The organism is Streptomyces sp. NPDC002851 (genome assembly GCF_053591935.1).
On the sequence record NZ_JBSFUT010000005.1, the window covers coordinates 15,345 to 37,355 of the forward strand.

Consider the following 22,011-nt stretch of genomic DNA (forward strand, 5'->3'; position numbering starts at 1 on the left):
CGAATTCACTGGCCGGAGACCCGGGACCAGAAATCGTCGACGATGTTTTCCAGGTAGCGCTGCGCCGTTTCGCCCGATGCGGCGGCGTTGCCGACCCGGCCGAGGGTGGCCGTCAGATGGGACTGGTATTCCTGGTGCATGGCCTTCAGGGGGTCCTGTAGGTCGCGCTTCTCCATCGAGAGCAATTTGGCGATGGGGCGGATGTGCGCCTGCCAGCGGGTGCTGACGGCCTCCGTGAGGAGCCGGGCGAGTTCTTGCTCAAGGCCGGTGACGGCCACGAAATCCCGTGGTGCCAGTTCCAGTACGGAACCGAGCGCGGCCGACTGTCTTCGGTCCCCGGTCCACTGACCCGTCTCTTCCATGTACTGGTAGGCGCGTACGTCGAGACCGGTGGCCCGGGCCACGTCCTCGACGGCGAGGCCGCGCGCGAGGCGGTGGTCCCGCAGGGTCTGCGGAGTGCCGATGAGCTCATTGGGCGCGCACCACAATGCACCGGCCAACGCCGCGAGCTCATTCGACGCGGGAGCCGCCTTGCCCTGCTCCCATGCCGTGATGTGGTCCGGCGAAATGTACGCCAAACCGTACGAGGCACGCATGCCGTACGCGACGTGGTCAGGGGTCATACCGAGTTTCTCGCGGAAAATTCGGGCAGCCCGGGCATTGAACGGTGGTGGTGGGTGCACGGGGCCAGAGACTATGGAGTTACGGCCGTTAACTCCATGTCACCTGTCGCCTTTGTTCGGTTTTCGCGCACACGTCACGGTCAAGTTCGTAGGAACCAACAAGAGATCGACTGCCCTTAATGAACCGTCAATGAGGGCGAAGTTGAGAACGCGGCGGGCCCGCGTATGATCCGCTCGCAAGGCGCCGCATGTGTGTTCCCCCAACTGCTGCCCGGACACTCCTTGGTGGCCCCCGCAAATAACTCCCCGCAATACGTCCCCCTTTGTCGGTCCAGGAGAAGCACTCATGACGACCAGCGCGACGGGCCCGTCCGGGCCGCTCGGCAAGCCGAGCCCCGCCGGCGCGCCCCCGGCGTATCCCGGTGGCCCCATCGACCGGTTCTTCCGAATAAGCGAACGCGGTTCGACGTACAGCCGGGAGATACGCGGCGGATTCGCCACGTTCTTCACGATGGCGTACATCCTGGTGCTCAACCCGATCATCCTCGGCAGCACCGAGGACAAGTTCGGCAACCAGCTCGATGCGGCCCAACTCGTCACCGCCACGACTCTCGTGGCCGCCGTGATGACCGTGATCATGGGTGTCGGCGGCAATCTGCCGCTCGCGCTCGCCGCGGGCCTGGGGCTCAACGCCGTCGTGGCGTTCCAGATCGCACCGCTGATGAGCTGGGACGACGCGATGGGCCTCATCGTGCTCGAGGGCCTGCTCATCTGCGTCCTGGTGATGACCGGCTTGCGTGAGGCCGTCATGCACGCCATCCCACAGCCGCTCAAGCAGGCCATCAGCGTCGGCATCGGCCTGTTCATCGCGTTCATCGGCTTCGTCGACGCCGGGTTCGTCACCCGCGTCCCGGACGCCGCGAACACCACCGTGCCCGTCCAGCTCGGCACCGGCAGCCTGACCGGCTGGCCCATGCTCGTGTTCTGCCTCGGCGTGCTGATGACGGTCGTGCTGCTCGCCCGCAAGGTGAAGGGCGCCATCCTCATCAGCATCGTGGTGATGACGGTCCTCGCCGTGATCGTCAACGCGCTCGCCGATGTCAAGACGTGGGGTCTGACCGCGCCGTCGGTCCCGGACAAGCCCATCGCCGCGCCCGACTTCGGACTCCTCGGCAACTTCGACCTGTTCGGCGCGTTCGGCCAGGTCAGCGTCCTGACCGTGGTCCTGCTCGTCTTCACCCTCATCCTGTCGGACTTCTTCGACACGATGGGCACCATCGTCGGCGTCACCGCCGAGGCCGGTCTCCTCGACGAGCGCGGCCAGGTCCCCGGCCTGGGCCGCGTGCTGCTCATCGACGGTGCCGCGGCCGTCGTGGGTGGCGCGTCCTCGTCGTCCTCCGCCACCACGTACATCGAATCGGCGGCCGGTGTCGGAGAAGGCGCCCGTACCGGCTTCGCGAACCTGATCACCGGCGGCCTGTTCGGCCTCGCCCTGTTCCTGACCCCGGTCCTGACCATCGTGCCGCTCCAGGCCGCGTCGCCCGCGCTCGTCGCGGTCGGCTTCCTGATGATGACCCAGGTCAAGCACATCGACTGGGACCGCTACGAACTGGCCGTCCCGGCGTTCCTCACCATCGCGGTCATGCCGTTCACGTACTCCATCACCAACGGCATCGGCGCCGGCTTCGTCGCGTACGTCGTCATCAAGGCCTGCCTGGGCAAGGCCCGCGAGGTGCACTGGCTCCTGTGGGGCACGGCGGCCCTGTTCCTCATCTACTTCGCCATCGACCCGATCGAGCAGCTGCTCGGGGTGAAGTGACCCGAGGGTTCTCGTAGCTCTCGTAGCTCTCGTAGCTCTCGTAGCTCTTGTGGCCGGGCGGCCTCGGCGGTTCTGACGTACGCCGAGGCCGTCCGGCATACACGTGAACGCACCAATAGGTGGTCCGGCGGACCTGGACGCGCCAGTCTCCGCCTGCCGGATGGAGCTGGAAGTGCTCCAAGTCGTAGTGCTCGCCGTCGTCGTGCCAGTGCCAGAGCTGAAAGGTGATGTTCCGTTCCCCGTCGTCGTCGGCGCTGTCGACGCTATCGGCGACCCGGTGGACTTGGGGCGGCGTCGAAGCCGGGCGCTCGCGCAGCAGCTCGTCGTACGGGCGGGTGCTGACGAGGAGCAGGCCGTCGGGACGCAGCACGCGGCGCATCTCGGCCAGGGCGGCGCGCACATCCCGCTCGGTCAGCAGGTGAGGCAGCGAGTTGTCGGCGCAGACGACGGCATCGAACCGGCCGTCCGGAAACGGAAGGCGCCGCATGTCGGCGGCGGCCGTGCGCACGATCAGGCCCCGGCGGGCCGCCTCACGGGCAGCGCGGGCGGCGGCGCGAGGGCTCAGATCGGTCCCCGTGACGCGGTGCCCGCGCAGCGCCAGGCCGATGGCCTGCGTGCCGATACCGCAGGAACAGTCGAGTACTTCCGGGCGATCCTGACCGATCAGGGCATCCAGGGCGGCCCCCTGCCGACGGATGCTCGCGTTCCAGTCCGCGTAGATCAGGTGGTAGTCGTCGGCCAGTTCGTCGTAGAAGTGCGCCACTGAGGTCTCGGACATGGCCGGAGATTACCGTGCGGCCCGTACGGTCAACTCCTCGGTCGCCTGGGCTTCTTCAGGTCCGGCCGCCGTTGATGTGGATGTTCTGGGTGCCGTTCTGGACCGCGTTGATGACGCTGTTGCCCGAGGCCTTGTTCGTCATCTTGGTGCGGCCGGGGTCCGGGCGGTAGGCGGCGCTGTCCCGGGTGCCTTCGGTGGGTTCAGCGGATCGAGTAGGGGCTGGGGCGGGCGCGGGGTCCCGCTGGCCGGGGACGTGGAGCCACGCGGACGCGGTGTATTCCTTCTCCGTGACGGTGGTGCCGCGGAACGTCGCCGGGTCGATCCCTGGATACCCGTGGCAGATGGTGTCGTCGTAGAAGTGCTGCGAGACGAGGAGGGCCAGGGCCGCATCGGGGGCCTGGGCGAGCGCGGTCCGGGCCGGTGCGGCGTTCAGGAGTCTGGCGAGCACTTCGAGCGGGCGGCCGACGACCTGGCCGTCCGGGTGGACATGAACATCGCCCGCGTGCAGGGCGATCCGGACGCGTATCCGGGTCAGCGGTCCGGCCAGCCTGTTGTGGGCGTGGAGGCGGACCCCGAGTTCATGGATCAGCGGGTGGATCAGCTTCGTCTTCCGCAGCCCTGCCGGAGCCGTCACCTGCATACCGTCGCCGAGGTCGGCGCACAGGCACTGCGCCCAGTCGATCCCGCTCCGCTCGAACGACTCGCGGAGCGCGGACGACAGGACGTCGCGGATCTGGAGGAGCGCCGCGTCCCCGCGTCCCGCCGAGCGTTCGATGTCCATGGCGAACAGGGCCCGGTATTCCGGCTCTTCCCGCATCCGTACCTCCTGGCGTCGCGTGCTCTCACTCTGCTCCGATTGAACGACTCGGATCCCGTCGTAATACTGGATCAACTCAGGGTCGCAGCAGCGGACTTCGGTGACCACAGCGCCGAAGTGGGCCCGGGGGCAGGCTGCTTCGGCGGGAGGCGGGGAACGCATGAGCGGTACGACGTCGGGCCGGGGTGCGGACGATCGGCCTGCCAGCGAGGAGTCGGCCTGGCCACCGTCGAGCCTGCTCGGCTCGCTCGCCCGGCCGGCCCGGGACCGACTCCTCGTACTCGGTACGCGGGTGGAGTACGAGGCGGGCCGCATCCTCATGCGCGAAGGCGACGCGACCGCCTTCGTCCTGATCCTCGTCGACGGAGTGGTCAAGGCGACCGGGCGCACCCACGACGGCCGGGACGCCCTGCTCGCCGTCCGCATGGGCGGGGAACTGGTCGGCGAACTCGCCGCCGTGGACGGAAAGCCCCGCTCGGCGACGGTCACGACCTGCGGAACCGTGACCGCCAGGGTCGTCGGCCGCGAGGACTTCCTCCGCTGCCTGCACCGGGACCCCGCGATCGCACACGCGGTCAACGCGTCCGTCGTCGCCAAACTCCGGGCCGCCAACACCCACCGCATCGACTTCACGGGCTGCGACGTTCCCACCCGCCTTGCCCGCGTACTGCACCAGGTGGCGCTGACCCACGGCGAGCGCGCGGGCGGGGCCGTCGCGATCCGCTGGCCGATCACCCAGCCCGAGCTCGCGACCCTGTCCGGCTCGGCCGAACCCACCGTGCAGAAGGCGCTGCGCAGGCTCCGCGAAGCGGGCGTCATCTCCACGGGCTACCGCGCCATCAAGGTCGAGGACCTCGCCCGGCTGCACGCCATCGCCTACGACCAGGCGTGACGGCGGCGCGTCCATGAAGGGGCGCGAGCGGTGGAACAACTGCGCAGAAACAGTCGTACGACGGTATCGCCTGCCGAAGTGCTCGCTAGCGTGACGCTCACAGCACCTAGGTGACGGCGGTGAGGGTCTAGAGTCACCGAACTCACCGCCAGCACAACGGACTTCGACATCCGGGCCGCCGACACGGTGGTCCGCCAACGGGGCGGTCGCCTTCCGCGCGACCGGGAATGAGACGTGGTGATGGAAGAGACGGACGCAACTCTGCGGGAACCGGCCGGACCTGCCGAGGACGCGCAAGACGGACACGACGGGCGCGACGAACGAGACGAACGAGACGAACGCGACGGGAGAGCGGGCGACGAATACGGTGCGGTCATCGGCGGAGACGCCTCGGGGCCGGTGGTCGTGGGCCACCACAACGTGGTGATCGACGGCAACGGCTCGACCGTGAACCTGATCGCACCCCAGGAACGCCCCAGGCCGGAGCGCCGGGAACAGACCCTGCTCCTGCCCCGTAGGCAGCGTGAACTCGTGGGCCGGGAAAGCGAGTTGGAAGTCCTGGAGGCGGCTGTCCGGGAGGGCGGCCTGGTGCAGCTCTGGGGACCGCCGGGAGTCGGCAAGAGCACCCTGCTGCGGCACGCGGCGCGCTGCCTGGAGCCCGGACGGGACGGAGCGCTCTTCCTGAGCGCCGCCCACCGGGAGGTCGAGGACCTCGCGCAGGAGATCTTCGAGGCCTGTTACGAGGCCCCGGGATACGCGCCGACGAGGACGGAGCTGCGGCGGCTGATGGCGGGGGTGGAGGTGACGGTCTACGTGGACGACGCGGACCTGAACTCCGAGCAGCTGCGCCACCTCGCGGACGCGGCCCCGGCCGCGACGTTCGTCTTCGCCAGCCACGAGCGGTCCCTGCTCGGCGAGAGCGTGCAGGTGGAGCTCCAGGGGCTGCGCCGTGAGGCGGGTCTGGAGCTGCTTGCCAGGGAGTTGCGCGGACCGCTGCCGGAGAGCGAACGCGTCGCGGCCGACGAGCTGTGCATGCTGTCGCTCGGGCGCCCCCTGCTGCTGTTGCGGGCGGCGGGCCTTGCCCGGCTCGATGCGTCGAGCGAGGTGATGCTGCCCCGCCCCGCCGAGATCAAGGGCCTGCTCCCGCTGTTGTTCCAGCGCCTCGACGCGGCGGCGATGCGTGCGCTGAGCCTCCTCGCGACGTTGCGGGACGCGGAGTTGGCCCCCGACCACATCGGCGCGCTGTGCGAAGCGGACGACCCGGACGCGCTCTGCGCGGAGCTGGCCGGACTGGGTCTGGCCCTCGCCACGGAGCGGGGCTACCGGTGCGCGCCGGACGCGGTGCCGGAAGTGCGGCGCCGGTCGCCCGAGCCTTTCCCCGCCGACCGGCTGTGCGACCACTTCGCACGCTGGGCGACCTCGCCGACCGCCACACCGGCCCAAGTTGCCGACCACGGGCGGGCGTTGGAGTTGTCGGCCGAGCTGGCCGAACAGCAAGGACGGCCGGACCTCGCGGTGCGGCTCGCACGGGCGGTGTCACCCCTGTTGGCGCGGTCCCTGCGGTTCGGGGTGTGGGGCCGACTGCTCGACCAGGGCCAGGAAGCCGCCCAACAGGCGGGCGACGGCACGGCCAGGGCGTACTTCACCCACGAGAAGGCCATCCGCTGCCTGCTGATCGGGCAGCGGGTGATGGCCGCGGTGCTGCTGGCCGAGGCGGTGGTCCTCTGGCGGGAACTCGGCGACAGCCAGGGCGCCGAAGCAGCGCTGAACGCCCAGCAGTACGCACCGCCCGAGGCATCGGCACAACCGGCTCCGGACACCGGCTCGGGCATGGGCGCGGACTCGGGTTCTCCGGACTCGGGTGCGGACTCGGGCTTTGCGGACTCGGGTGCGGACACGGGCTTTGCGGACTCGAGCTCGGGTTCTCCGGATTCACTGGACGTGGGTCCCGGCCAGAGCCCCGACGCCGGTACGACGGTGACCGCACCCGACACCGGTACGACGGTGACCGCACCCGACGCCGGAACGACGGCGTCACCCACGCCCGACGCCGGAACGACGGTTCCTACGCCCGACGCCGCTGCGACGGCGCCCACTCCGGATGTCGGGACGTCCCACGGGCTCGGGCCCGACCTGACGGCGGATCCGACGGGTCTTGCCAGCTCCTCGGTCCCGCCCACGCCCGACAGCGCGGCGTACCTGATGGACCCGATCACGCCGACCGCCGCCCACTCCGCCGGGTCCGCGTCCGCAGGGGCGACCGGCGTGGGCGGGGCGACCGCGGGAGGTGCTACCGCGGGTGGAACCGCTGCGGGAGGTGCTGCCGCGGGAGGTGCTGCCGCCGCAGGCGGCCTCGGCGCCGTGGGCGGAGTCCTGGGCGCCTTGCTCGCGGCGGCCGTCGCGGTCGCGGTCGGCATCGGCATCCAGCAGAACCAGGACTCGGAGAGCACCAGCGCGCCCACACAGACGGACGAGCTCGCGGGAGTGTGGCGGGACGGCGGGGGCAACACCTTCGAGATCACCGAGTCGGGGTCCGGCTCGTACACCTTCGCGGTGCAAGCGGTCTGCGGCGGCGCCGACACCGTGGAGGTCACCGGCAGCAACGGCAGTTACAGCGGCACGGCGCCGGTGGGGGAGGAGGCTTCCTGCACGGTCCTCGGGCAGGCGGACATGACGATCACCGTCGCGTCCGACGGGAGCACCGCCAGCGTCGAGACGACCGCACAGACGAACGGTGACTGGGAGTGCTACAGCTGCGGGACCCAGACCTGGACCCGTATCGAGTAGAAGGGAAAACCCTCCATGACGAAATCGTCGGGCGACCGGTTCACGATCCGTATCGGCGGTGACGCGAACGGCCCGGTCGTCGCCGGACACGAGAACCAAGTCGAGGTGCACAAGCCCCAGTCCGAGCCCCAGTCCGAGCCCCGGCCACCGGCCGACGAGGACTCCGGCTCGATCCAGGAGAACGTCGCGAAGGACAACGCCGCCCTCTACACCGTCCAGAACGGCGAACTGCACGTCCACCACGACGGCGGCTCGCACGAGACACCGCGGGAAGAGTGACGGCCCGTCCGCGGAACCGAACGCCCTACAGGCACCGACAGCGCTCTCGATCTGGTGTGCGGCGCTGCGGCCGGGTCGGGGTCGCTCGATCCGGTGAGGGGCTGGATATCCCGTGACGGGTGTGGACAGTGTGTCGGCATGCAGTCAGATGTACCGCTCTCCATGGCGAGCGCGGCGGCCGCCGCGCTCGACAACCACGATGACAGCGGCCTCAACGCCCGTATGGGATCGCGACTCTGGGTGGAGTTCACCCACGAGGATCCCGGCACCGTGCTGCGGGCCATGGCCGACTATCTCGACAACTGCGCCGACACCCCTGCCGTGATCGACCTCGACCTGAGCGAGCCCACCCAAGCGAAGTCCGACGACAGCACCCAGTACGACAAGCTGGTGTGGACCGGAACCCTGTACGTGGACGTCACCGAGGACTGACACTTTCAATACAGCCCGTCCGCAGCCACCGGCACCCCCGTCACCAGCGACTCGTTCCCGGCGATGCCCACCGCCAGGGCCAGCGCCCCGTCCCGAGCCGTGGCCCCCTTGCCCGCGGCCGGGGTGGCGCCGTCATCCGTGCCGTCACCGAGCGGCCCGAACAGCTCCTTCAGCATCCGCAGATCCCCGCCGCCGTGCGCACCGGCCGCCGTCTCGAACGGCACCTCCTCGGGCTCCCGCCACAGCGGGCGCAGCAGGATGCGGGTGCGCCCGGGGTGGGCCATCGCCACGCCGCCGTGTGCGGATCCGGAGGCGGAGGCCGCGCGCGGTGGCTGCCAGGTGTTCTCCTCCACCTCCAACTCCAGGCGGCCGCCGGTGCCGTTGAACATCACGCGGTAGCCCTCCCAGGGGGAGTAGGCGGTCAGGTGGTACGTCATGGTGGCGCCGCTGTCGTAGCGGACCAGGACCGACAGGTCGTCCTCGATGTCGATGCCGTCGCCGAAGACGTTCCGGTCGCGCAGGTACGGGGTACCCGGCTCGGCCTCCGCGTCCAGGTAGAGGGCGGTCAGCGCCGGGTTGTCCGCGAGGTGCAGGGCGAACGGGTCGTCGGCGGCGGCCGGGGAGCCGTGGGCACGGTCGTAGTCGCGGCGCAGTCCGGTGCGTTCGCCGTTGTCGCGGCCGTAGAAGACGAGGCCGCCCTCCGCGTACACCCGCGAAGGGGCCGCGCCCAGCCACCAGTTGACCAGGTCGAAGTGGTGGCCCGACTTGTGCACGAGCAGTCCGCCGCTGTGCCGCTTCTCGCGGTGCCAGCGGCGGAAGTAGTCGGCGCCGTGGCGTACGTCGAGCAGCCACTCGAAGTGCACCGAGCGCATGCCGATGTTGGAGCCGAGAATGCGGGCCACCCGCGGGTCGTTGATGAGGAAGTTCATGAACCGCGCCGCCTCGCTCGGATACGGCGACCGGGCCGCGGCGCCCACCAGGATCCCGGACTTGGGGTAGACGCCGGTGGTGTCCGAGTCCGTGGGGACCGCGGCGAGCTTCAGGGGCTTGCCGCGCAGCGAGCTACGGGAGCCGACCTGGTTGTCCCACTCCAACATGGCCGCGGCGCTGCCGACGCCGATCGTTTTGCTGGGCTCGGCCTCCAGGATCTCCGCGGGCGTGGTGGTCCCGCCGGTCCTGCGCCACCGCTGGTAGAAGGCGAGGAAGTCGTGGAACTCGTCCGGTGTGACGGTGAGTTGCCCCTCCGGGCTCCACATCTGCCGGCCGCGCTGGTGCAGCCAGATGTGGAGACCCATGTAGTTCTGGCCCGGGTCGTCGATCCCGGCCGACCTTCCCTTGGTGAACTCCCGTATCTTCACGGTCTGTTCGATGTACGTGTCCCAGCTCATCGTCGCATCGGGCGGCCGCGCGCCCGCCTGCTCGTACACCTCGGCGTCGTACATGATCGAGAGGCAGTTCTGGGAGAGCGGCAGCGCGAAGCGGCGGTCCTCGACGATGCCCGTGGTGCGCAGCGTCGGAATGATCGTGTCCGCCTCGATCTCCTTGCCGGGTCCGGTGTGGTCGGAGAGGTCGGCGAGCACACCGTGGTCGGCGAGGGTGCGCAGAAACGCGAAGTCGACGTGCATCACATCGGGCGGGCTGCCGCCCGCGGCGGCCGTGGTGAGCTTCTGCCAGTACGAATCGAAGGCCACGAACACCGGGTTGACCTCGATGTTCTTGTGCTCGCGCTGGAACAGGGCGATGCACTTGCCGAGCAGCTCGGCGCGGGTCTTGTCGCCCCAGAAGAAGTAGCGCAGCGTGACGCGGCCGCCGGACGGTCCGGCACCGGCGGCGCTGCTACAGCCGGTGGCCAACGCCGAGGCGAGCAGCGCCGCGAGGGCCGCGCGGCGGGACGGCCGGGCGGACCGGGCGGAGCCTGGTGGCAGGGGCGAGAAGGCTGGTGTGCGCCGTGAGAGGGCGTCATTGCCCATGCGGGCCTCCACGGTCGAAGGGACGGGCGACGTGGTGATCACGGACGTTGGCATGCGCTTGCTGTGGCGTCAATGGGTCGCGCACAGCTTCGTTGTGTGGGTGGATTCTGCCGGTCGTGCCGTCAACTGCCCTGGCAGGACCCATATCTGCGGTGATGGCGCGAGCGCTCGCAATCGGGGGTCCGTGTTGTTGACCACCTCGGCGTGGCCGTTTTACGTTGAGCGAGGAGAAAGCGCTTGCTGCAGCTCAGTCCAGTCGTCCGCCCACGCCCGCTGGAGTGTTGATCGCGCCGATGCGCAGCCCTGAAACTCGCAGCCCCGCACCACGCGAGCACGAGACCCCCGCCCGTACGTTCCACGACCGACCGGTGCGCGTCGCCCTGATCGGCGCCGGCGGCATCGCCCACGGCGCCCATCTGACCGCCTTTCAACAGCTCGCCGCCGAGGGCGAGATCGAGCTCGTCGCCGCGGCCGACGTCGACGAGGACGCCGTACGACGCCTCTGCGCGGACGGCCGGATCCCGCACCCGTACACCGATCCGCACCACATGCTCGACGAGCGGCGCCCCGACCTCGTCAGCGTCTGCACCCCGCCCGCGCTGCACACCGAACAGACCGTGGCAGCGCTGCGCTCCGGCGCGTGGGTCTACTGCGAGAAGCCGCCCTGCCCGTCGCTCGCCGACTTCGACACCATCGAGGCGGCCGAGGGCACCGGCGGCGGACCGTACGCGGCGATCGTCTTCCAGCACCGCTTCGGCTCGGGCGCGCGGCACGTACGCGGCTTGCTCGACGCGGGCGAGGTGGGGCGGCCGCTGGTCGCGCACTGCCAGACCACCTGGTACCGGGACCGCGACTACTACGCCGTGCCGTGGCGCGGCCGCTGGGACACCGAGGGCGGCGGACCCGCGATGGGGCACGGCATCCATCAGATGGACCTGCTCCTCGACCTCCTCGGGCCGTGGTCCGAAGTGCACGCCATGGCCGGGCGGTTGGTGCACGACGTGCAGACCGAGGACGTCTCCACCGCCCTGGTCCGCTTCCATAGCGGCGCCATGGCCACGGTCGTGAACAGCGTGCTCAGCCCGTACGAGGTCAGCCGCATCCGTGTCGACTGCGAGCGCGCGACCCTGGAGCTCAGCCACCTCTACGGCTACCGCAACGCCGACTGGCGCATCACACCCGCCCCCGACGTCCCCGAACAACGGGTCGCGGCCTGGGACGACTTCGGGCCGGACGTGCCCAGCTCACACCTGGCCCAGCTGAGGGAACTGATCACCGCGATGCGCGCGGGCGAGCGGCCCCGGGCCAGCGGCGCCGACGGCCGCAAGACCCTGGAGCTGATCGCCGCCCTGTACAAGTCGGCGTTCACCGGCGCCACGGTCCGGCAGGGCGACATCGGCCCCGGCGACCCGTACTACTCCGCCCTGCACGGCGGCGCACCCGGCTGGGCACCCCGGCCCACGTCCTCGCCGACTCATCAGGCCCAGGCCCCTGCCGCCGAACCGCCCACCCCGTCCGTCCAGGAGGCCACGGCATGAGCCGCCCGCTGCACATCGTCCACGCCCACGGCGACCGGGTCACCGTCTCCGAACCGGCCACCGGGACCGAGCTGTTCGCGTACGTCTACCGGCCGGAGGCGGCCTACGAGGCCCCGAAACCGTATCTGCACCCGCTGCGCACCCTCGCGGGCCACGTCGTCACGGACTACCGGCCCAACGACCACCGCTGGCACAAGGGCCTGCAGATGACCGCGTCCCACCTCTCCGGCCAGAACCTGTGGGGCGGGGTGAGCTACGTCCGCGGGCAGGGCTACCAGCGCCTGCCCGAGCGGGTCGGCTCCATGGCGCACGTCTCCTTCGACGAACTGAGCTCGACCGACGAGCGTACGGTGATCGCCGAACGTCTCACCTGGCATCCGTACGACGGCGAGCTGTGGGCGGACGAGGAGCGCCGCATTGAGGCGCACGATGTCGAGCCGGACTCCGGTTCCTGGGCGCTCACCTGGACGAGTGCCGTCACCAACCGCCGTGCCGAACCCCTGGTGTTCGGCAGCCCGAGCACCAACGGCCGCGAACTCGCGGGCTACACGGGCCTGTTCTGGCGCGGCCCACGCGCCTTCCGGGACGGCCGTATCCTCGCCGCGGACCTTGAGGGCCCTGGCGTGATGGGTGAGCAGGCGCCCTGGCTTGCGTACGGCGGGGAGCACGACGGTGCCGACGGGCACGCCACGCTCGTCTTCGCGCACGCGCCCGAGAACGACCACCTGGGGGAGCGGGGCGCCCACCCGGCGCACTGGTTCGTGCGCAACGACCCGTTCGCCGCGGTCGCCCCGTCCTTCGCCTTCCACGAGGAGCTGACGCTCGAACCCGGCGACACCCTGACGCGGCGCTACCGAGTCGTCGTCGCCGATGGGGCCTGGGAGCGCGCGGAGATCACCAAGTACCTGAAGGAGCACCCATGGTGACCGGCCGCTCGGAGGGGGGGAGCCTGGGGAGCTGTTCACCGGGCTGCCCGGGGGCGTGGCCGTCTCGCACCTCACGGTGTACGACTGGCCCGCCCCGGACGGCCGCCGCGGTGGCACCCCGCACATCCATCTGACGTGCGGGGAGGCGTACGTCGTCACGGGCGGCAGCGGCGCGGTGCAGACCCTGACGGCGTCCGGCTTCGAGGAGACACCGCTCGCCCCGGGGGACGTCACGTGGTTCACGCCGGGAACGATCCACCGCCTCATCAATGACGGGAACCTGCGCATCGTCGTCCTGATGCAGAACAGCGGCCTCCCGGAGGCGGGCGACGCGGTCCTGACCCTGCCCCCGGAGTATCTGACCGACCCGGACACCTATGCCGCGGCGACCGCGATCCCGGTCGACGCCCCGGAGGCCGAGCAGGAACAAGCCGCCCGCACGCGACGCATGCTGGCCCTGGAAGGCTTCCAGGAGCTACGCGAAGCCAAGGACCCGGCGCCGCTCGCCGCCTTCCACGAGGCCGCCGCGTCCCTGGTACGGCACCGGCTCGGCGACTGGCGGGAACGCTGGTCGCGCGGCGCGGCCGCGGCGTCGGCGGCCACGGGACGGCAGCTCGACGCGCTCGCGGCGGGCGACACGGGATACCTCGCGGATGCCCTCGTACGGTCCGAACGGCCGGTGCAGCACGGCAAGTTCGGCATGTGCGGCCGTCTGGACGTATACCGGGATCCCGGCCGCCGCGCTGTGTAGCCCGAGGCCCCTGCTGGGCCGCCGCGGCATCAAGCCGCACGCCCTAACCGGCCTGGCCGGAGCGGGGTGAGCGTGCGGCGGCTCGGCCGAAGTCGGTGGTCAACCAGTGCTCGATGGACGTATCCGGGAATGCGCGGGGCTGGTAGGTACCCGCCACCGGGGCGATGTCGGTGATCCGGTCGAGACGGAAGGTGCGCCAGTCGTCCCGGTCGACATCGAACGCCACGAGGTACCAGCGACCGGCGCGCAGGAAGTGGCGGTACGGCTCGACCAGGCGGGTGGACGGTCGGCCGTGCTGGTCGACGTAGCGGAACCGGAGCCTGCTGTCCTCGGCCACCGCGTCGGCGATCACGCCGACGGTCGCCGCCGAGATCACGGCGCCGGGCTCCTGGAGCACCTCGGTCGCGAGGTCGGTGGCGGCGGCGCGGCGGCGCAGCGGGCGGGGCAGGACCTGGTCGAGCTTGAGCAGGGCGCTCGAGACGACCGGGTCCTCAGGGAGCCAGGCGCGGATCAGGCGCAGCCCGGCCACCAGTGCGGTGATCTCGTCGGCGGTGAACAGCAGCGGCGGGATCTTGACTCCGGGGCTCAGCCGGTAGGCGCTGCCCGGTCCCGGGCGGGCCTCGACGGTGTACCCGAGGTGGCGCAGCCGCTGGATGTCGCGGCGTACGGTGCGGACGCTGGTGCCGAGCCGTTCGGCCAGGTCGGCGGCGGTCCGTTCGCCTCCCGACTGGAGCAGAGCGAGCAGGGTCAAGGTCCTGATCGTCGGATCGAGTTCCATTCCCTCAGCGTTCCAGGAGAGGCGGCCAGGTTCAGGCCGCCTCTGCTCCTAGCCTGCGATCGAGTCACCGAATGCAGCGGTCTCGTCGGAGGAGAGGAACCCATGCGTATCGCTGTCACTACCCCGACCGGAAACGTCGGCCGCCACGTCGTCGCCACGCTGGTCCGCGCCGGAATCCGCCCGCGGGTCCTGCTGCGCGACCCCGCCCGACTGGCTCCCGACGTACGAGATGACGTGGATGCCGTGCCGGTCGACCAATACGACGCCGACGCGGTGGTGGCCGCCACCGAAGACATCGACGCACTGTTCTGGGTGGACCCGCCCAGCGCGGGCGAGGATCCCCTCGCCGACTACGCCCGCGCCACAAGGAGCGTGGTCCGCGCCGTCACGGACAACCGGATCGGCCGGGTCGTCTTCCAAAGCAGCGTCGGCGCGGAAAAGCGCCGGGGTGCGGGCGAGATCGACGGCCTGGCACAGACGGAAACCGCCTTGGACGGCCTGGGCGTTGACGTCACCCATCTCCGCTGCGGCTACTTCTTCACCAATCTCGAACTTCAACTCGACGCCCTCCGCGCGGGAACCCTCCAGGTGATCCTCCCGCTCGACCAACCCATGGCCTGGGTGGCGCCGCGCGACATCGCCGAGGTCGCGGTGGTCCGGTTGCTGTCTCCTGCCTGGTCCGGGCGCTGCGTCCAAGCAGTCCACGGACCCACCGACCTCACCTGGCGAGAGGTCGCCGACATCCTCACCGCGGCCACCGGCCGGAAGATCAGCGTCGAACAGATCACGGACGACGCCATGCGCACCCAGCTCCACCGGGCCGGGATGACCGACGGGTTGGTGGCGGCCGTGCTCGGCATGTCGACCGGCCTGCGCGAAGACTTCGTCCCCGAACAGCCCCGCACCGTCCGCACCACCACCCCGACCACGCTCGCCGCCTGGGCGTACGACCGTCTGCGGCACCGGATTGTTCACGGCTGCGGACCGGGTGACTGAACAATCCGTGCCCCGTTGAACTGGTCTCACGGTGCCGGTGTCCGGCCCGCGAAGACTTCAGTCACGCACGGAGAGAGGTCGTTGGCATGGTCAAGAGGGGGAGCGTCGCCGTGGTGGCCGCTGGGCTTGTACTGGCCGTCAGCGGCTGCGGGGGCGGGGCGGACGGGAAGGCCGGTGCTTCGGGTGAGGACACGGGGTCGGCCGGGCCGACATCGACACGGCCGCCGTCCAAGGAACTGGTGCGGTGGGTCGGCGCCCTGTGCGAGTCGACGTCCACGCTGAAGAAACTCCGTACGGACAGCGCGGCGGATCTGAAGGAGATCCGGAACCCGGACGAGATCGGCCCGTCCGCCGAACACCTCGCCGTCAGCTACCTCGCTCGTACGCCGCACGCGGTGGGGGACGTGGAGAGCGAACTGAAGGACCTCGACCCGTCGGGCGTGCCCGCGGCCGACCGGCTGCTCGACGCCTGGCGGAAGAAGCTGAAGGGCGTCGTGCCCGCACTCGACAAGGTGTCCCCGAGTGCGGCCTTCGACGATGCCGAGGGCAGTGCCGCGGACGTCGACAAGCTCGTGCAGTCCCTCACCCCGCCCAAGCCGGACCTGCCCGCCCTGACGAAGAAGGACCCGCGGCTCGCGGCCGCGTACCAGCGGGCCGAGCAGTGCGCCCCGGGGTGGCAGCCCGACGAGCCCGCCGAGGAGACCGGCTCGCCCGCGCCCGACCCCACCGGCCCGCTGCCGAAGGCGGCGGACGGCAAGAACACCGACGCGTGCTCGGACGGCAAGTGCGAGATCCGGGTGACCTCGCCGGTGCGCATCACGGCGAACGGGCTGACCGTGAACGTCTCCGTGACGAATGAAACGGTCACCTTCATGACGGCGGGCACCGTGATGCAGCTCGGCGGCCAGGGCGGTGAGGCCAAGTTCGGCGACGATCTGAAGGCGACCGTCGTCGCGCTGAACAAGGACGGTGCCGTACTGAAGTTCAGCATCCCCTGAGCGCTGAGCGCCCCGAGGGCCTGTGCCGGAAGTCTCTGCCGTCTCCAGCGGCCCCTGACTCCCCTACCTCCCCTCGCACGCCTCCCGATACCCGAGTTGCGGCAGGTGCTCCTCCCATTCGGCGCGGGTGAGGACGCCACGGGTGTGGTCGCAGACGTGGTCCGCCGCGCGGTCCGCATCCAGCGTCCACACCCGGGCCGTCAGGTCGTAGCTCGCCGAGGCGAGGACGTCGCCCTGCGGACCGAACGCCACGGAGGTGACGGTCTCAAGGTGGCCGGTGAGCTCCTGACCGGCGGGCTCGGCACGGGCCGGGTCCGCCACGTCCCACAGCCGCACCGTATGGTCACCGCTGCCGGTCGCCAGGGTCGAGCCGTCCGGGGCGAAGGCCACGGACCTGACCGGCCCGCGGTGCCCGGTCAGCTCCTCTCCCAACGGCCTTGCGCGGTCCGCCCGTTGTACGTCCCACAGCCGCACCGTACGGTCGTCGCTGCCGGTCGCCAGGGTCGTCCCGTCCGGGGCGAAGGCCACCGCGTTGACCTGCTCGTCGTGCCCGGCCAGGGCCTCACCGGCCGGTCGTGCCCGCGCGGGGTCGCGGACGTGCCACAGCCGCGCCGTATCGTCCTCGCTGCCGGAGGCCAGGGTGCGGCCGTCCCGTGCGAAGGCCACGGAGGTGACGGCGTCCTCGTGCCCGCGCAGCGGTGCGCCGAGCGGCCGTACGCGGCCCGCCCGGCGTACGTCCCACAGCCGCACCGTGTCGTCCCGCCCGCCGGTGGCCAGCGTCCGCCCGTCCGGGGCGAACGCGACGGCGAGGGCGCCGCCGTCGTGCGCGTCCAGCGGTGCGCCGAGCGGGGTGGGACGTTCGGGTGTGGCGACGTCCCACAGGCGTACGGTGCCGTCCTTCGAGCCACTGGCCACCGTACGGCCGTCCGGGGCGAACGCGACGGCGAGGACCTCGTCCTCGTGGCCGGTGAGCGTGCGCGGTATCCGGCGCGGGCGGTCCGGTCGGCGTACGTCCCACAGGCGGATCAGCGCGTCGTCGGTGCTGGCGGCGGCGAGCAGCCGGCCGTCGGGGCTGTAGGCGACGGCGGTCAGCGGGTTGGTGAAGTCGGTGAGGACGGTGGGCGGCCGGTGCCAGAGGAGCACGCTGCCGTCGGCTCCGGTGCTGGCGAGGGTACGGCCGTCGCGGCTGAAGGCCACCTCCCACACGGCTTCCGTGTGGCCGGTCAGCGGCTCCCCGAGTTGCTGCGGGTAGGCGGGGTTGGCCACGTTCCACAGAATCGGGGCATCGTCCTCACCCGCGGTCGCCAGGGTCTCGCCGTCGGGGCTGAAGGCCACCGACAGGACGGGCGCGGTGTGCTCGGTGAGCGGTTCACCCAGCGGCTCGAGGCGGTCCGGGTCGGAGGCGTCCCACAGCCGTACGGTTTCGTCGTAGCCGCCCGTGGCCAGCGTCCGGCCGTCCGGCGAGAAGGCCAACGTCCAGACGGGGTCGGTGTGTTCGCGCCGCGGCTTGCCGAGGGGCGCCATCCCGTCCTCCTCGCTGTACCGCCACATCCGTACCGTCCCGTCGTACCCGCCCGTGGCCAGCGTCCGGCCGTCCGGGGCGAACGCGACGGCGCGGACGCTGCCCGCCTCGGACCCGTCGGCCTCGGCGGGCTCGCCGAGCGGCGCGGGGCGGGCCGGGGCGCTCAGGTCCCACAGCCGTACCGTCCCGTCGTCCCCGGAGGTGGCCAGCGTCCGGCCGTCGGGGGCGAACGCGACGGCGGAGACGTTCTCCTCGTCGTGGCTCACCAGCGGTTCGCCGACGGCGCGGGGCCGCTCCCGGTCGCGTACGTCCCACAGTTGGATGCCGCCGCCCTTGCCGGTGGCCACCAGCAGGTCCACGGCCGTGCGACTGCGGGCCGAGGAGAAGGCGACCGCGCCGACCGGCCCCGTACGCAGCCGCAGCGGTTCACCCAGCGCCCTTCCAGCGGAGTCCCACAGCCGGACCGTGCCGTCATGGCCGCCGCTGGCGAGGGTACGGCCGTCGGGCGCGTACGCCACGGAGCTGCCTACGCCGCGGTGCCCGGGCAGCCGGGTGGCAAGGGCCCGGCCCGCGTCCGAGGCCAGCCGGGTCCGCAGGTCCGGCGTGGAGCGCATACGGTGCGCGGCGACGTCGAGCCGCGCGGCAAGCCCGGCGCGGGTCTCGCGGACCCGGTCGGCCTCGGCGGTGAGGCGGCCGAAGACGGCGTCGTCCCGCTCGGCCTGCGCGGTGGCGCGGGCCTGGAGGGCGACGACGGCGGTGCCGGTGGCGAGCAGCACGAGCGCGGCGAGTACGGCCACGACCGTACGTCTCAGTCGCGCGGCGCGGCGTCGGCGCCGGATCGAGGAGGTGAGGAACTGCCGCTCCAGCGGGGTGAGTTCGTCGCTACGGTGGTCCTGGTCCTGGTCCTGGTCCTCCCGGTCCCCCCGGTCCCCCCGGTTCTCCCGCTCCTCCCGGTCCTTCGACGCCGTGCCGTCCGGCCGGGCGTGGGCGTCCTGCGGAAAGGCGTCGCGGGCGGCGTGCAGACGCGAGCCCGCGTAGAGCGCCGCGCTCTCCCGGCCCAGCGCCTGCCACGTGCGGGCCGCCTCGGAGAGCGAGCGGTGGACGCGCAGCCGGTCGCGTTCCGCGTCGATCCAGGCGCGCAGGCGGGGCCAGGCGGTGATGAGGGCCTCGTGGGCGAGGTCGACGGTGCCGTCGTCGAAGGTGATGAGGCGGGCGCGGACCAGGCGTTCCAGGACGACTCGGGTGTCTGCGGGGTTGCCGAAGCCGAGCTCCGCGTGGTCGGTGGGCCGACGCGTGTCGGGTGTGCCGTCGCCCGGGGCGACGAGGCGGAGCAGGATACGGCGGGCCAACTCGGCCTGAGGTGCGGTGAGTTCGCCGTACGCCTGCTCGGCCGTGCGGACGACGGCGCCGTGCAGCCCACCGGCCGCCTCGTACGCGGCCTCGGTCAGGGCGCGGCCGCTGCGGTGCCGCCAGGTCTCAAGGAGGGCGTGCGACATCAGCGGCAGTCCGCCCGGGGCGCCCTCGACCTCGTCCAGGAGCCGGTCGGTCAGGGCGCGTTCGACGATCAGGCCGTCCGCGGCGGCCGGTCGGACGATGGCCTCCCGCAGCTCCGTACGGCTCATCGGCCCGGCGAGCAGCGTGGCGTCCTGCAACACGGCGGTGAGACCCGGGTGTTCGGCACAGCGGCCGAGGAAGTCGGCCCGCACCGCGATGACGACGCGCAGTCGGCTGTCGGCGTCGGTGGCGGCCACGAGGCGGTCGATGAAGGTGTCCCGGTCGGCCGGGTCGGCGCCGAGGGTGTACAGCTCCTCGAACTGGTCGACGATCAGCCAGGTGTCGGCGTCGGTATCGGGTACGGGCACGAGCCGGTCGGCGTGCGTGCGCAGCGGGTCCGCGCCGGGCGTGAGGATCCGTATGGCCGCGGCGGGTGAATCGTTCTCACGGTCGCCGTCGCCGTCGCCCGGGGCGCGCAGCCGCGGGATCAGACCGGCGCGCAGCAACGAGGACTTGCCGCTGCCCGAGGGCCCGAACACGGCGGTGAACCGGTGCTTGCGGTTCAGCTCGGTCAGCCGCTCCACGAGCTGGTCGCGGCCGAAGAACAGCTCCGCGTCGCCCGGTTCGAACCGGGTCAGGCCGCGGTACGGCGACCTGCCACGGCCGGTCTCGTCCTCGGCGGTCTCGGCGGCCAGCTCGGCCGCCGCCTCGCGCCAGCGCCGCTCCCACTCGATGACGTCGCCGCCGCACGCCTTCACGTAGGCGAGCGTCACCGCCCGGGTCGGCAGCTGCTTCCCGGCCGCCGCCTGCGACAGGGTGGTCACCCCGTACCGCGCCCGCTGAGCCATCGCCCGGTAGGTGGGCTTCCCCGCGGACTCGCGCAGCGCGCGCAGCTCGGCGGCGAACCGCGGCACCGGTCCGGCCTCCGGATCCAGCTCGCCCTCGCTGCGCCCCGGCCCTGGTCTGTCCGACACGTGCCCGCCCTCACCTCGTCCACCCTGGAACGTCCGCCCTCGACCGAACCTTCCGACGTATCGGCAGGCAGAGTACGGCCGTTCACCCGATCCTCACGCTTCCTCCCGGCCACGGCGTCCGGTTCGCGCCCCAGGGCCGGCCGGGCCGGGTTGTTCGGCGCCGGGGGAGGGCCTGCTGAACAACCGCGTACGGCGGTCGAATGACCGTATCCGCAGACGCGCGACAGCTGAAGGAGAGTCATGGACGGACGACTTCGCGCCCCGGGCCTCGCCGTGGGGTTGGGCGCGGCGGCACTCGCCATAGCGCTCACGGCGACCGTGGTGAACGCCGCCCCCGCCCCTTCGACGACCGCCGCCGAACGGTACGGCTGGGGCGCCCCGCTGCCCGAGTGGTCGGACGAGTTCGACTACGGCTCCGCGGCCGAGCCCGCCGTACCGGACCGCGACAAGTGGCGCCTGGCGGGCGGCGGCCCCGGCAAATGCTGGCCCGGCCACAGCGACAACGGCCGCCGCTGTGACGTCAACACCCGCGTCGTCGACGGCGTACTGCGCATGACGGGCGAGGCGAACGGCGACACCGGCTGGCTCGCCTCGCCGTACGGGCAGCGGTACGGCCGGTGGGAGGCCCGCGTACGCTCCCGGGCCACGGCCCCCGACAACGGGCGGCCGTACCACCCGCTGCTGATCCTGTGGCCGGACTCGGGCGAGCACCCGCAGGACGGCGAGTACGACTACCTGGAGAACGGCGCCCCGGGCGAGCCGTGCGCCGAGGCGTTCCTGCACTACCCGCACCCGGAAAACGTGCCCGTACAGCAGGAGTTCGCGCAGAAGTGCGGCGTGGACCTGTCGCGGTGGCACAACGTCGCCATCGAGTGGACCCCGGACCAGCTGCGCGGCTTCCTCGACGGCGAGGAGTGGTTCCGATTCTCCGGCGGCGCGAACGCGGACCGCGACTGCATTCAGTGCGCCCCCTCCATGCACCAGACCATCCAGCTCGACAACTTCCACGGGGACGACCTGCAGAGCGCCGTCTACGAAGTCGACTGGGCCCGGGTCTACGACCTGCCGGACAACGAAAACGTGAGGTGAAACGCCATGCAGAGCTCTCCCGACCCACACACCCCGCACACCCCGCACGACCCACGTACCGCGCACGACCCACGCACCCCGCATGAGCCTCTCGGCCCGCCCGAGCCGAGGCGCATGCCCGGAACTCTCATCTTCGTTCTCGTCATCGTCGCCATGCACGCGCTGGGCTCGACGTTCGGCGGCTGGGCGATCCTCGAGGAGAACCAGAGCAAGCAGGACCATGGGCAGGACCTGCTGATGCCGTGGAGCATGGCCTGGTTCGTGGCCCTGTTCTGCTGGGGCCTTGCCGCGCTCCAGATCGTCTGCGTGGCCCTGGCGCACAAGCGCCGCACCTGGGTCCGTGTGGTGCTCATCGTGTGCCTGAGCATCGTGTTGCTGTCGACGGGCCTCAGCTTCCTCGGCTCGCTGGCCGCCGGTGCACCCAGCCTCGCCGTGCTCGTGGTCGTCGCCATCGACGTGGCGGCCCTGTGGATGGTCTGCGGCGATCCCGCGCACCACTACTTCTCCGTACGCGGCCCGGCGCCCACTTCACCGCAGAGGTGACCACC

17 protein-coding genes and 2 pseudogenes are annotated in these 22,011 nt (G+C 71.5%); 12 read left to right on the forward strand and 7 right to left on the reverse strand.

Translation table 11 applies throughout. From position 1 onward, the window contains the following. Positions 1–5: 5 nt before the first annotated feature. Positions 6–623 carry an XRE family transcriptional regulator gene (locus ACWD10_RS07000; protein WP_451087854.1) on the reverse strand — a complete coding sequence of 206 codons (618 nt, stop codon included), beginning with the start codon at positions 621–623 and terminating at the stop codon, positions 6–8. Positions 624–969: 346 nt separating this feature from the next. Between ACWD10_RS07000 and ACWD10_RS07005 the strand changes: the two genes are divergently transcribed. Further along, on the forward strand, positions 970–2,442 hold the full coding sequence (locus ACWD10_RS07005) for an NCS2 family permease (RefSeq protein WP_451087855.1): 1,473 nt from the start codon (positions 970–972) through the stop codon (positions 2,440–2,442). Here the strand turns inward: ACWD10_RS07005 and ACWD10_RS07010 are convergent. Then, positions 2,393–3,220, reverse strand: a complete 828-nt coding sequence (locus ACWD10_RS07010) for a class I SAM-dependent methyltransferase (protein WP_451087857.1) — start codon at positions 3,218–3,220, stop codon at positions 2,393–2,395. The two genes, ACWD10_RS07005 and ACWD10_RS07010, sit on opposite strands and share 50 nt — an antisense overlap. Positions 3,221–3,275: 55 nt before the next feature. Then, entirely contained in the window at positions 3,276–4,037 is a 762-nt protein-coding gene (locus ACWD10_RS07015) for a hypothetical protein (protein WP_451087859.1), read from the reverse strand. A 160-nt stretch (positions 4,038–4,197) separates the two neighbouring features. Here ACWD10_RS07015 and ACWD10_RS07020 point away from each other — a divergent pair, with 160 nt between their 5' ends. The 4 genes from ACWD10_RS07020 to ACWD10_RS07035 all read left to right on the forward strand — a co-directional run bounded on the left by ACWD10_RS07020 (position 4,198) and on the right by ACWD10_RS07035 (position 8,427). Further along, complete coding sequence (locus ACWD10_RS07020; RefSeq protein ID WP_451087861.1) at positions 4,198–4,929, forward strand: Crp/Fnr family transcriptional regulator; 732 nt, start codon at positions 4,198–4,200, stop codon at positions 4,927–4,929. Between the two features lie 240 nt (positions 4,930–5,169). Next, positions 5,170–7,716, forward strand: coding sequence for an ATP-binding protein (locus ACWD10_RS07025; protein ID WP_451087863.1), 2,547 nt, complete (start codon positions 5,170–5,172; stop codon positions 7,714–7,716). Positions 7,717–7,731: 15 nt separating this feature from the next. Further along, positions 7,732–7,995, forward strand: a complete 264-nt coding sequence (locus tag ACWD10_RS07030; RefSeq protein WP_451087865.1) for a hypothetical protein — start codon at positions 7,732–7,734, stop codon at positions 7,993–7,995. A 138-nt stretch (positions 7,996–8,133) separates the two neighbouring features. After that, positions 8,134–8,427 (forward strand): hypothetical protein, encoded by a 294-nt coding sequence (locus tag ACWD10_RS07035; RefSeq protein ID WP_451087867.1) that lies wholly within the window; start codon positions 8,134–8,136, stop codon positions 8,425–8,427. A 5-nt stretch (positions 8,428–8,432) separates the two neighbouring features. On the opposite strand, the pseudogene ACWD10_RS07040 reads toward ACWD10_RS07035, so the two are convergent. Both ACWD10_RS07040 and ACWD10_RS07045 read right to left on the reverse strand, forming a co-directional pair. Then, positions 8,433–9,293 (reverse strand): annotated as a pseudogene (locus ACWD10_RS07040) (Gfo/Idh/MocA family oxidoreductase); the annotation flags it as partial. Between the two features lie 87 nt (positions 9,294–9,380). After that, positions 9,381–10,451: pseudogene (locus ACWD10_RS07045) on the reverse strand (ABC transporter substrate-binding protein); the annotation flags it as partial. A 239-nt stretch (positions 10,452–10,690) separates the two neighbouring features. Between ACWD10_RS07045 and ACWD10_RS07050 the strand changes: the two are divergent. The 3 genes from ACWD10_RS07050 to ACWD10_RS07060 are packed head-to-tail and all read left to right on the forward strand — an operon-like array spanning position 10,691 to position 13,612. Beyond that, the gene (locus tag ACWD10_RS07050; protein WP_451087869.1) at positions 10,691–11,935 is read left to right on the forward strand and encodes a Gfo/Idh/MocA family protein; all 1,245 of its coding nucleotides are present in this window, start codon (positions 10,691–10,693) and stop codon (positions 11,933–11,935) included. Further along, positions 11,932–12,861 (forward strand): DUF6807 domain-containing protein, encoded by a 930-nt coding sequence (locus ACWD10_RS07055; RefSeq protein ID WP_451087871.1) that lies wholly within the window; start codon positions 11,932–11,934, stop codon positions 12,859–12,861. The genes ACWD10_RS07050 and ACWD10_RS07055 overlap by 4 nt, the downstream gene beginning before the upstream one ends. Positions 12,862–12,916: 55 nt before the next feature. Next, the gene (locus ACWD10_RS07060; protein ID WP_451087873.1) at positions 12,917–13,612 is read left to right on the forward strand and encodes a cupin domain-containing protein; all 696 of its coding nucleotides are present in this window, start codon (positions 12,917–12,919) and stop codon (positions 13,610–13,612) included. A gap of 43 nt (positions 13,613–13,655) precedes the next feature. On the opposite strand, the gene ACWD10_RS07065 is transcribed toward ACWD10_RS07060, so the two are convergent. After that, complete coding sequence (locus ACWD10_RS07065; protein WP_451087875.1) at positions 13,656–14,363, reverse strand: helix-turn-helix transcriptional regulator; 708 nt, start codon at positions 14,361–14,363, stop codon at positions 13,656–13,658. 129 nt (positions 14,364–14,492) lie between these two features. On the opposite strand from ACWD10_RS07065, the gene ACWD10_RS07070 reads away from it, so the two are divergent. Then, positions 14,493–15,386 (forward strand): NAD(P)H-binding protein, encoded by an 894-nt coding sequence (locus ACWD10_RS07070; protein ID WP_451087877.1) that lies wholly within the window; start codon positions 14,493–14,495, stop codon positions 15,384–15,386. An 86-nt stretch (positions 15,387–15,472) separates the two neighbouring features. After that, on the forward strand, positions 15,473–16,384 hold the full coding sequence (locus tag ACWD10_RS07075; RefSeq protein WP_451087879.1) for a hypothetical protein: 912 nt from the start codon (positions 15,473–15,475) through the stop codon (positions 16,382–16,384). Positions 16,385–16,447: 63 nt separating this feature from the next. Here the strand turns inward: ACWD10_RS07075 and ACWD10_RS07080 are convergent, their stop codons facing one another. Continuing rightward, positions 16,448–20,374, reverse strand: coding sequence for an nSTAND1 domain-containing NTPase (locus ACWD10_RS07080; RefSeq protein ID WP_451087881.1), 3,927 nt, complete (start codon positions 20,372–20,374; stop codon positions 16,448–16,450). Positions 20,375–20,614: 240 nt separating this feature from the next. Between ACWD10_RS07080 and ACWD10_RS07085 the strand changes: the two genes are divergently transcribed. Together ACWD10_RS07085 and ACWD10_RS07090 are read left to right on the forward strand one after the other, a co-directional pair. Beyond that, complete coding sequence (locus tag ACWD10_RS07085; protein WP_451087883.1) at positions 20,615–21,463, forward strand: glycoside hydrolase family 16 protein; 849 nt, start codon at positions 20,615–20,617, stop codon at positions 21,461–21,463. 6 nt (positions 21,464–21,469) lie between these two features. Further along, positions 21,470–22,006 carry a hypothetical protein gene (locus ACWD10_RS07090; protein WP_451087885.1) on the forward strand — a complete coding sequence of 179 codons (537 nt, stop codon included), beginning with the start codon at positions 21,470–21,472 and terminating at the stop codon, positions 22,004–22,006. The last annotated feature ends 5 nt before the right edge of the window (positions 22,007–22,011 follow it).

What these genes read in the sequence shown, in the direction of transcription:
- ACWD10_RS07010 (WP_451087857.1), bottom strand. Translation starts at nt 3,220, where the DNA reads ATGTCCGAGACCTCAGTGGCGCACTTCTACGACGAACTGGCCGACGAC.
- ACWD10_RS07030 (WP_451087865.1), top strand. Translation starts at nt 7,732, where the DNA reads ATGACGAAATCGTCGGGCGACCGGTTCACGATCCGTATCGGCGGTGAC.
- ACWD10_RS07085 (WP_451087883.1), top strand. Translation starts at nt 20,615, where the DNA reads ATGGACGGACGACTTCGCGCCCCGGGCCTCGCCGTGGGGTTGGGCGCG.
- ACWD10_RS07000 (WP_451087854.1), bottom strand. Translation starts at nt 623, where the DNA reads ATGACCCCTGACCACGTCGCGTACGGCATGCGTGCCTCGTACGGTTTG.
- ACWD10_RS07075 (WP_451087879.1), top strand. Translation starts at nt 15,473, where the DNA reads ATGGTCAAGAGGGGGAGCGTCGCCGTGGTGGCCGCTGGGCTTGTACTG.
- ACWD10_RS07015 (WP_451087859.1), bottom strand. Translation starts at nt 4,037, where the DNA reads ATGCGGGAAGAGCCGGAATACCGGGCCCTGTTCGCCATGGACATCGAA.
- ACWD10_RS07050 (WP_451087869.1), top strand. Translation starts at nt 10,691, where the DNA reads ATGCGCAGCCCTGAAACTCGCAGCCCCGCACCACGCGAGCACGAGACC.
- ACWD10_RS07025 (WP_451087863.1), top strand. Translation starts at nt 5,170, where the DNA reads ATGGAAGAGACGGACGCAACTCTGCGGGAACCGGCCGGACCTGCCGAG.
- ACWD10_RS07020 (WP_451087861.1), top strand. Translation starts at nt 4,198, where the DNA reads ATGAGCGGTACGACGTCGGGCCGGGGTGCGGACGATCGGCCTGCCAGC.
- ACWD10_RS07035 (WP_451087867.1), top strand. Translation starts at nt 8,134, where the DNA reads ATGCAGTCAGATGTACCGCTCTCCATGGCGAGCGCGGCGGCCGCCGCG.
- ACWD10_RS07055 (WP_451087871.1), top strand. Translation starts at nt 11,932, where the DNA reads ATGAGCCGCCCGCTGCACATCGTCCACGCCCACGGCGACCGGGTCACC.
- ACWD10_RS07070 (WP_451087877.1), top strand. Translation starts at nt 14,493, where the DNA reads ATGCGTATCGCTGTCACTACCCCGACCGGAAACGTCGGCCGCCACGTC.
- ACWD10_RS07005 (WP_451087855.1), top strand. Translation starts at nt 970, where the DNA reads ATGACGACCAGCGCGACGGGCCCGTCCGGGCCGCTCGGCAAGCCGAGC.
- ACWD10_RS07090 (WP_451087885.1), top strand. Translation starts at nt 21,470, where the DNA reads ATGCAGAGCTCTCCCGACCCACACACCCCGCACACCCCGCACGACCCA.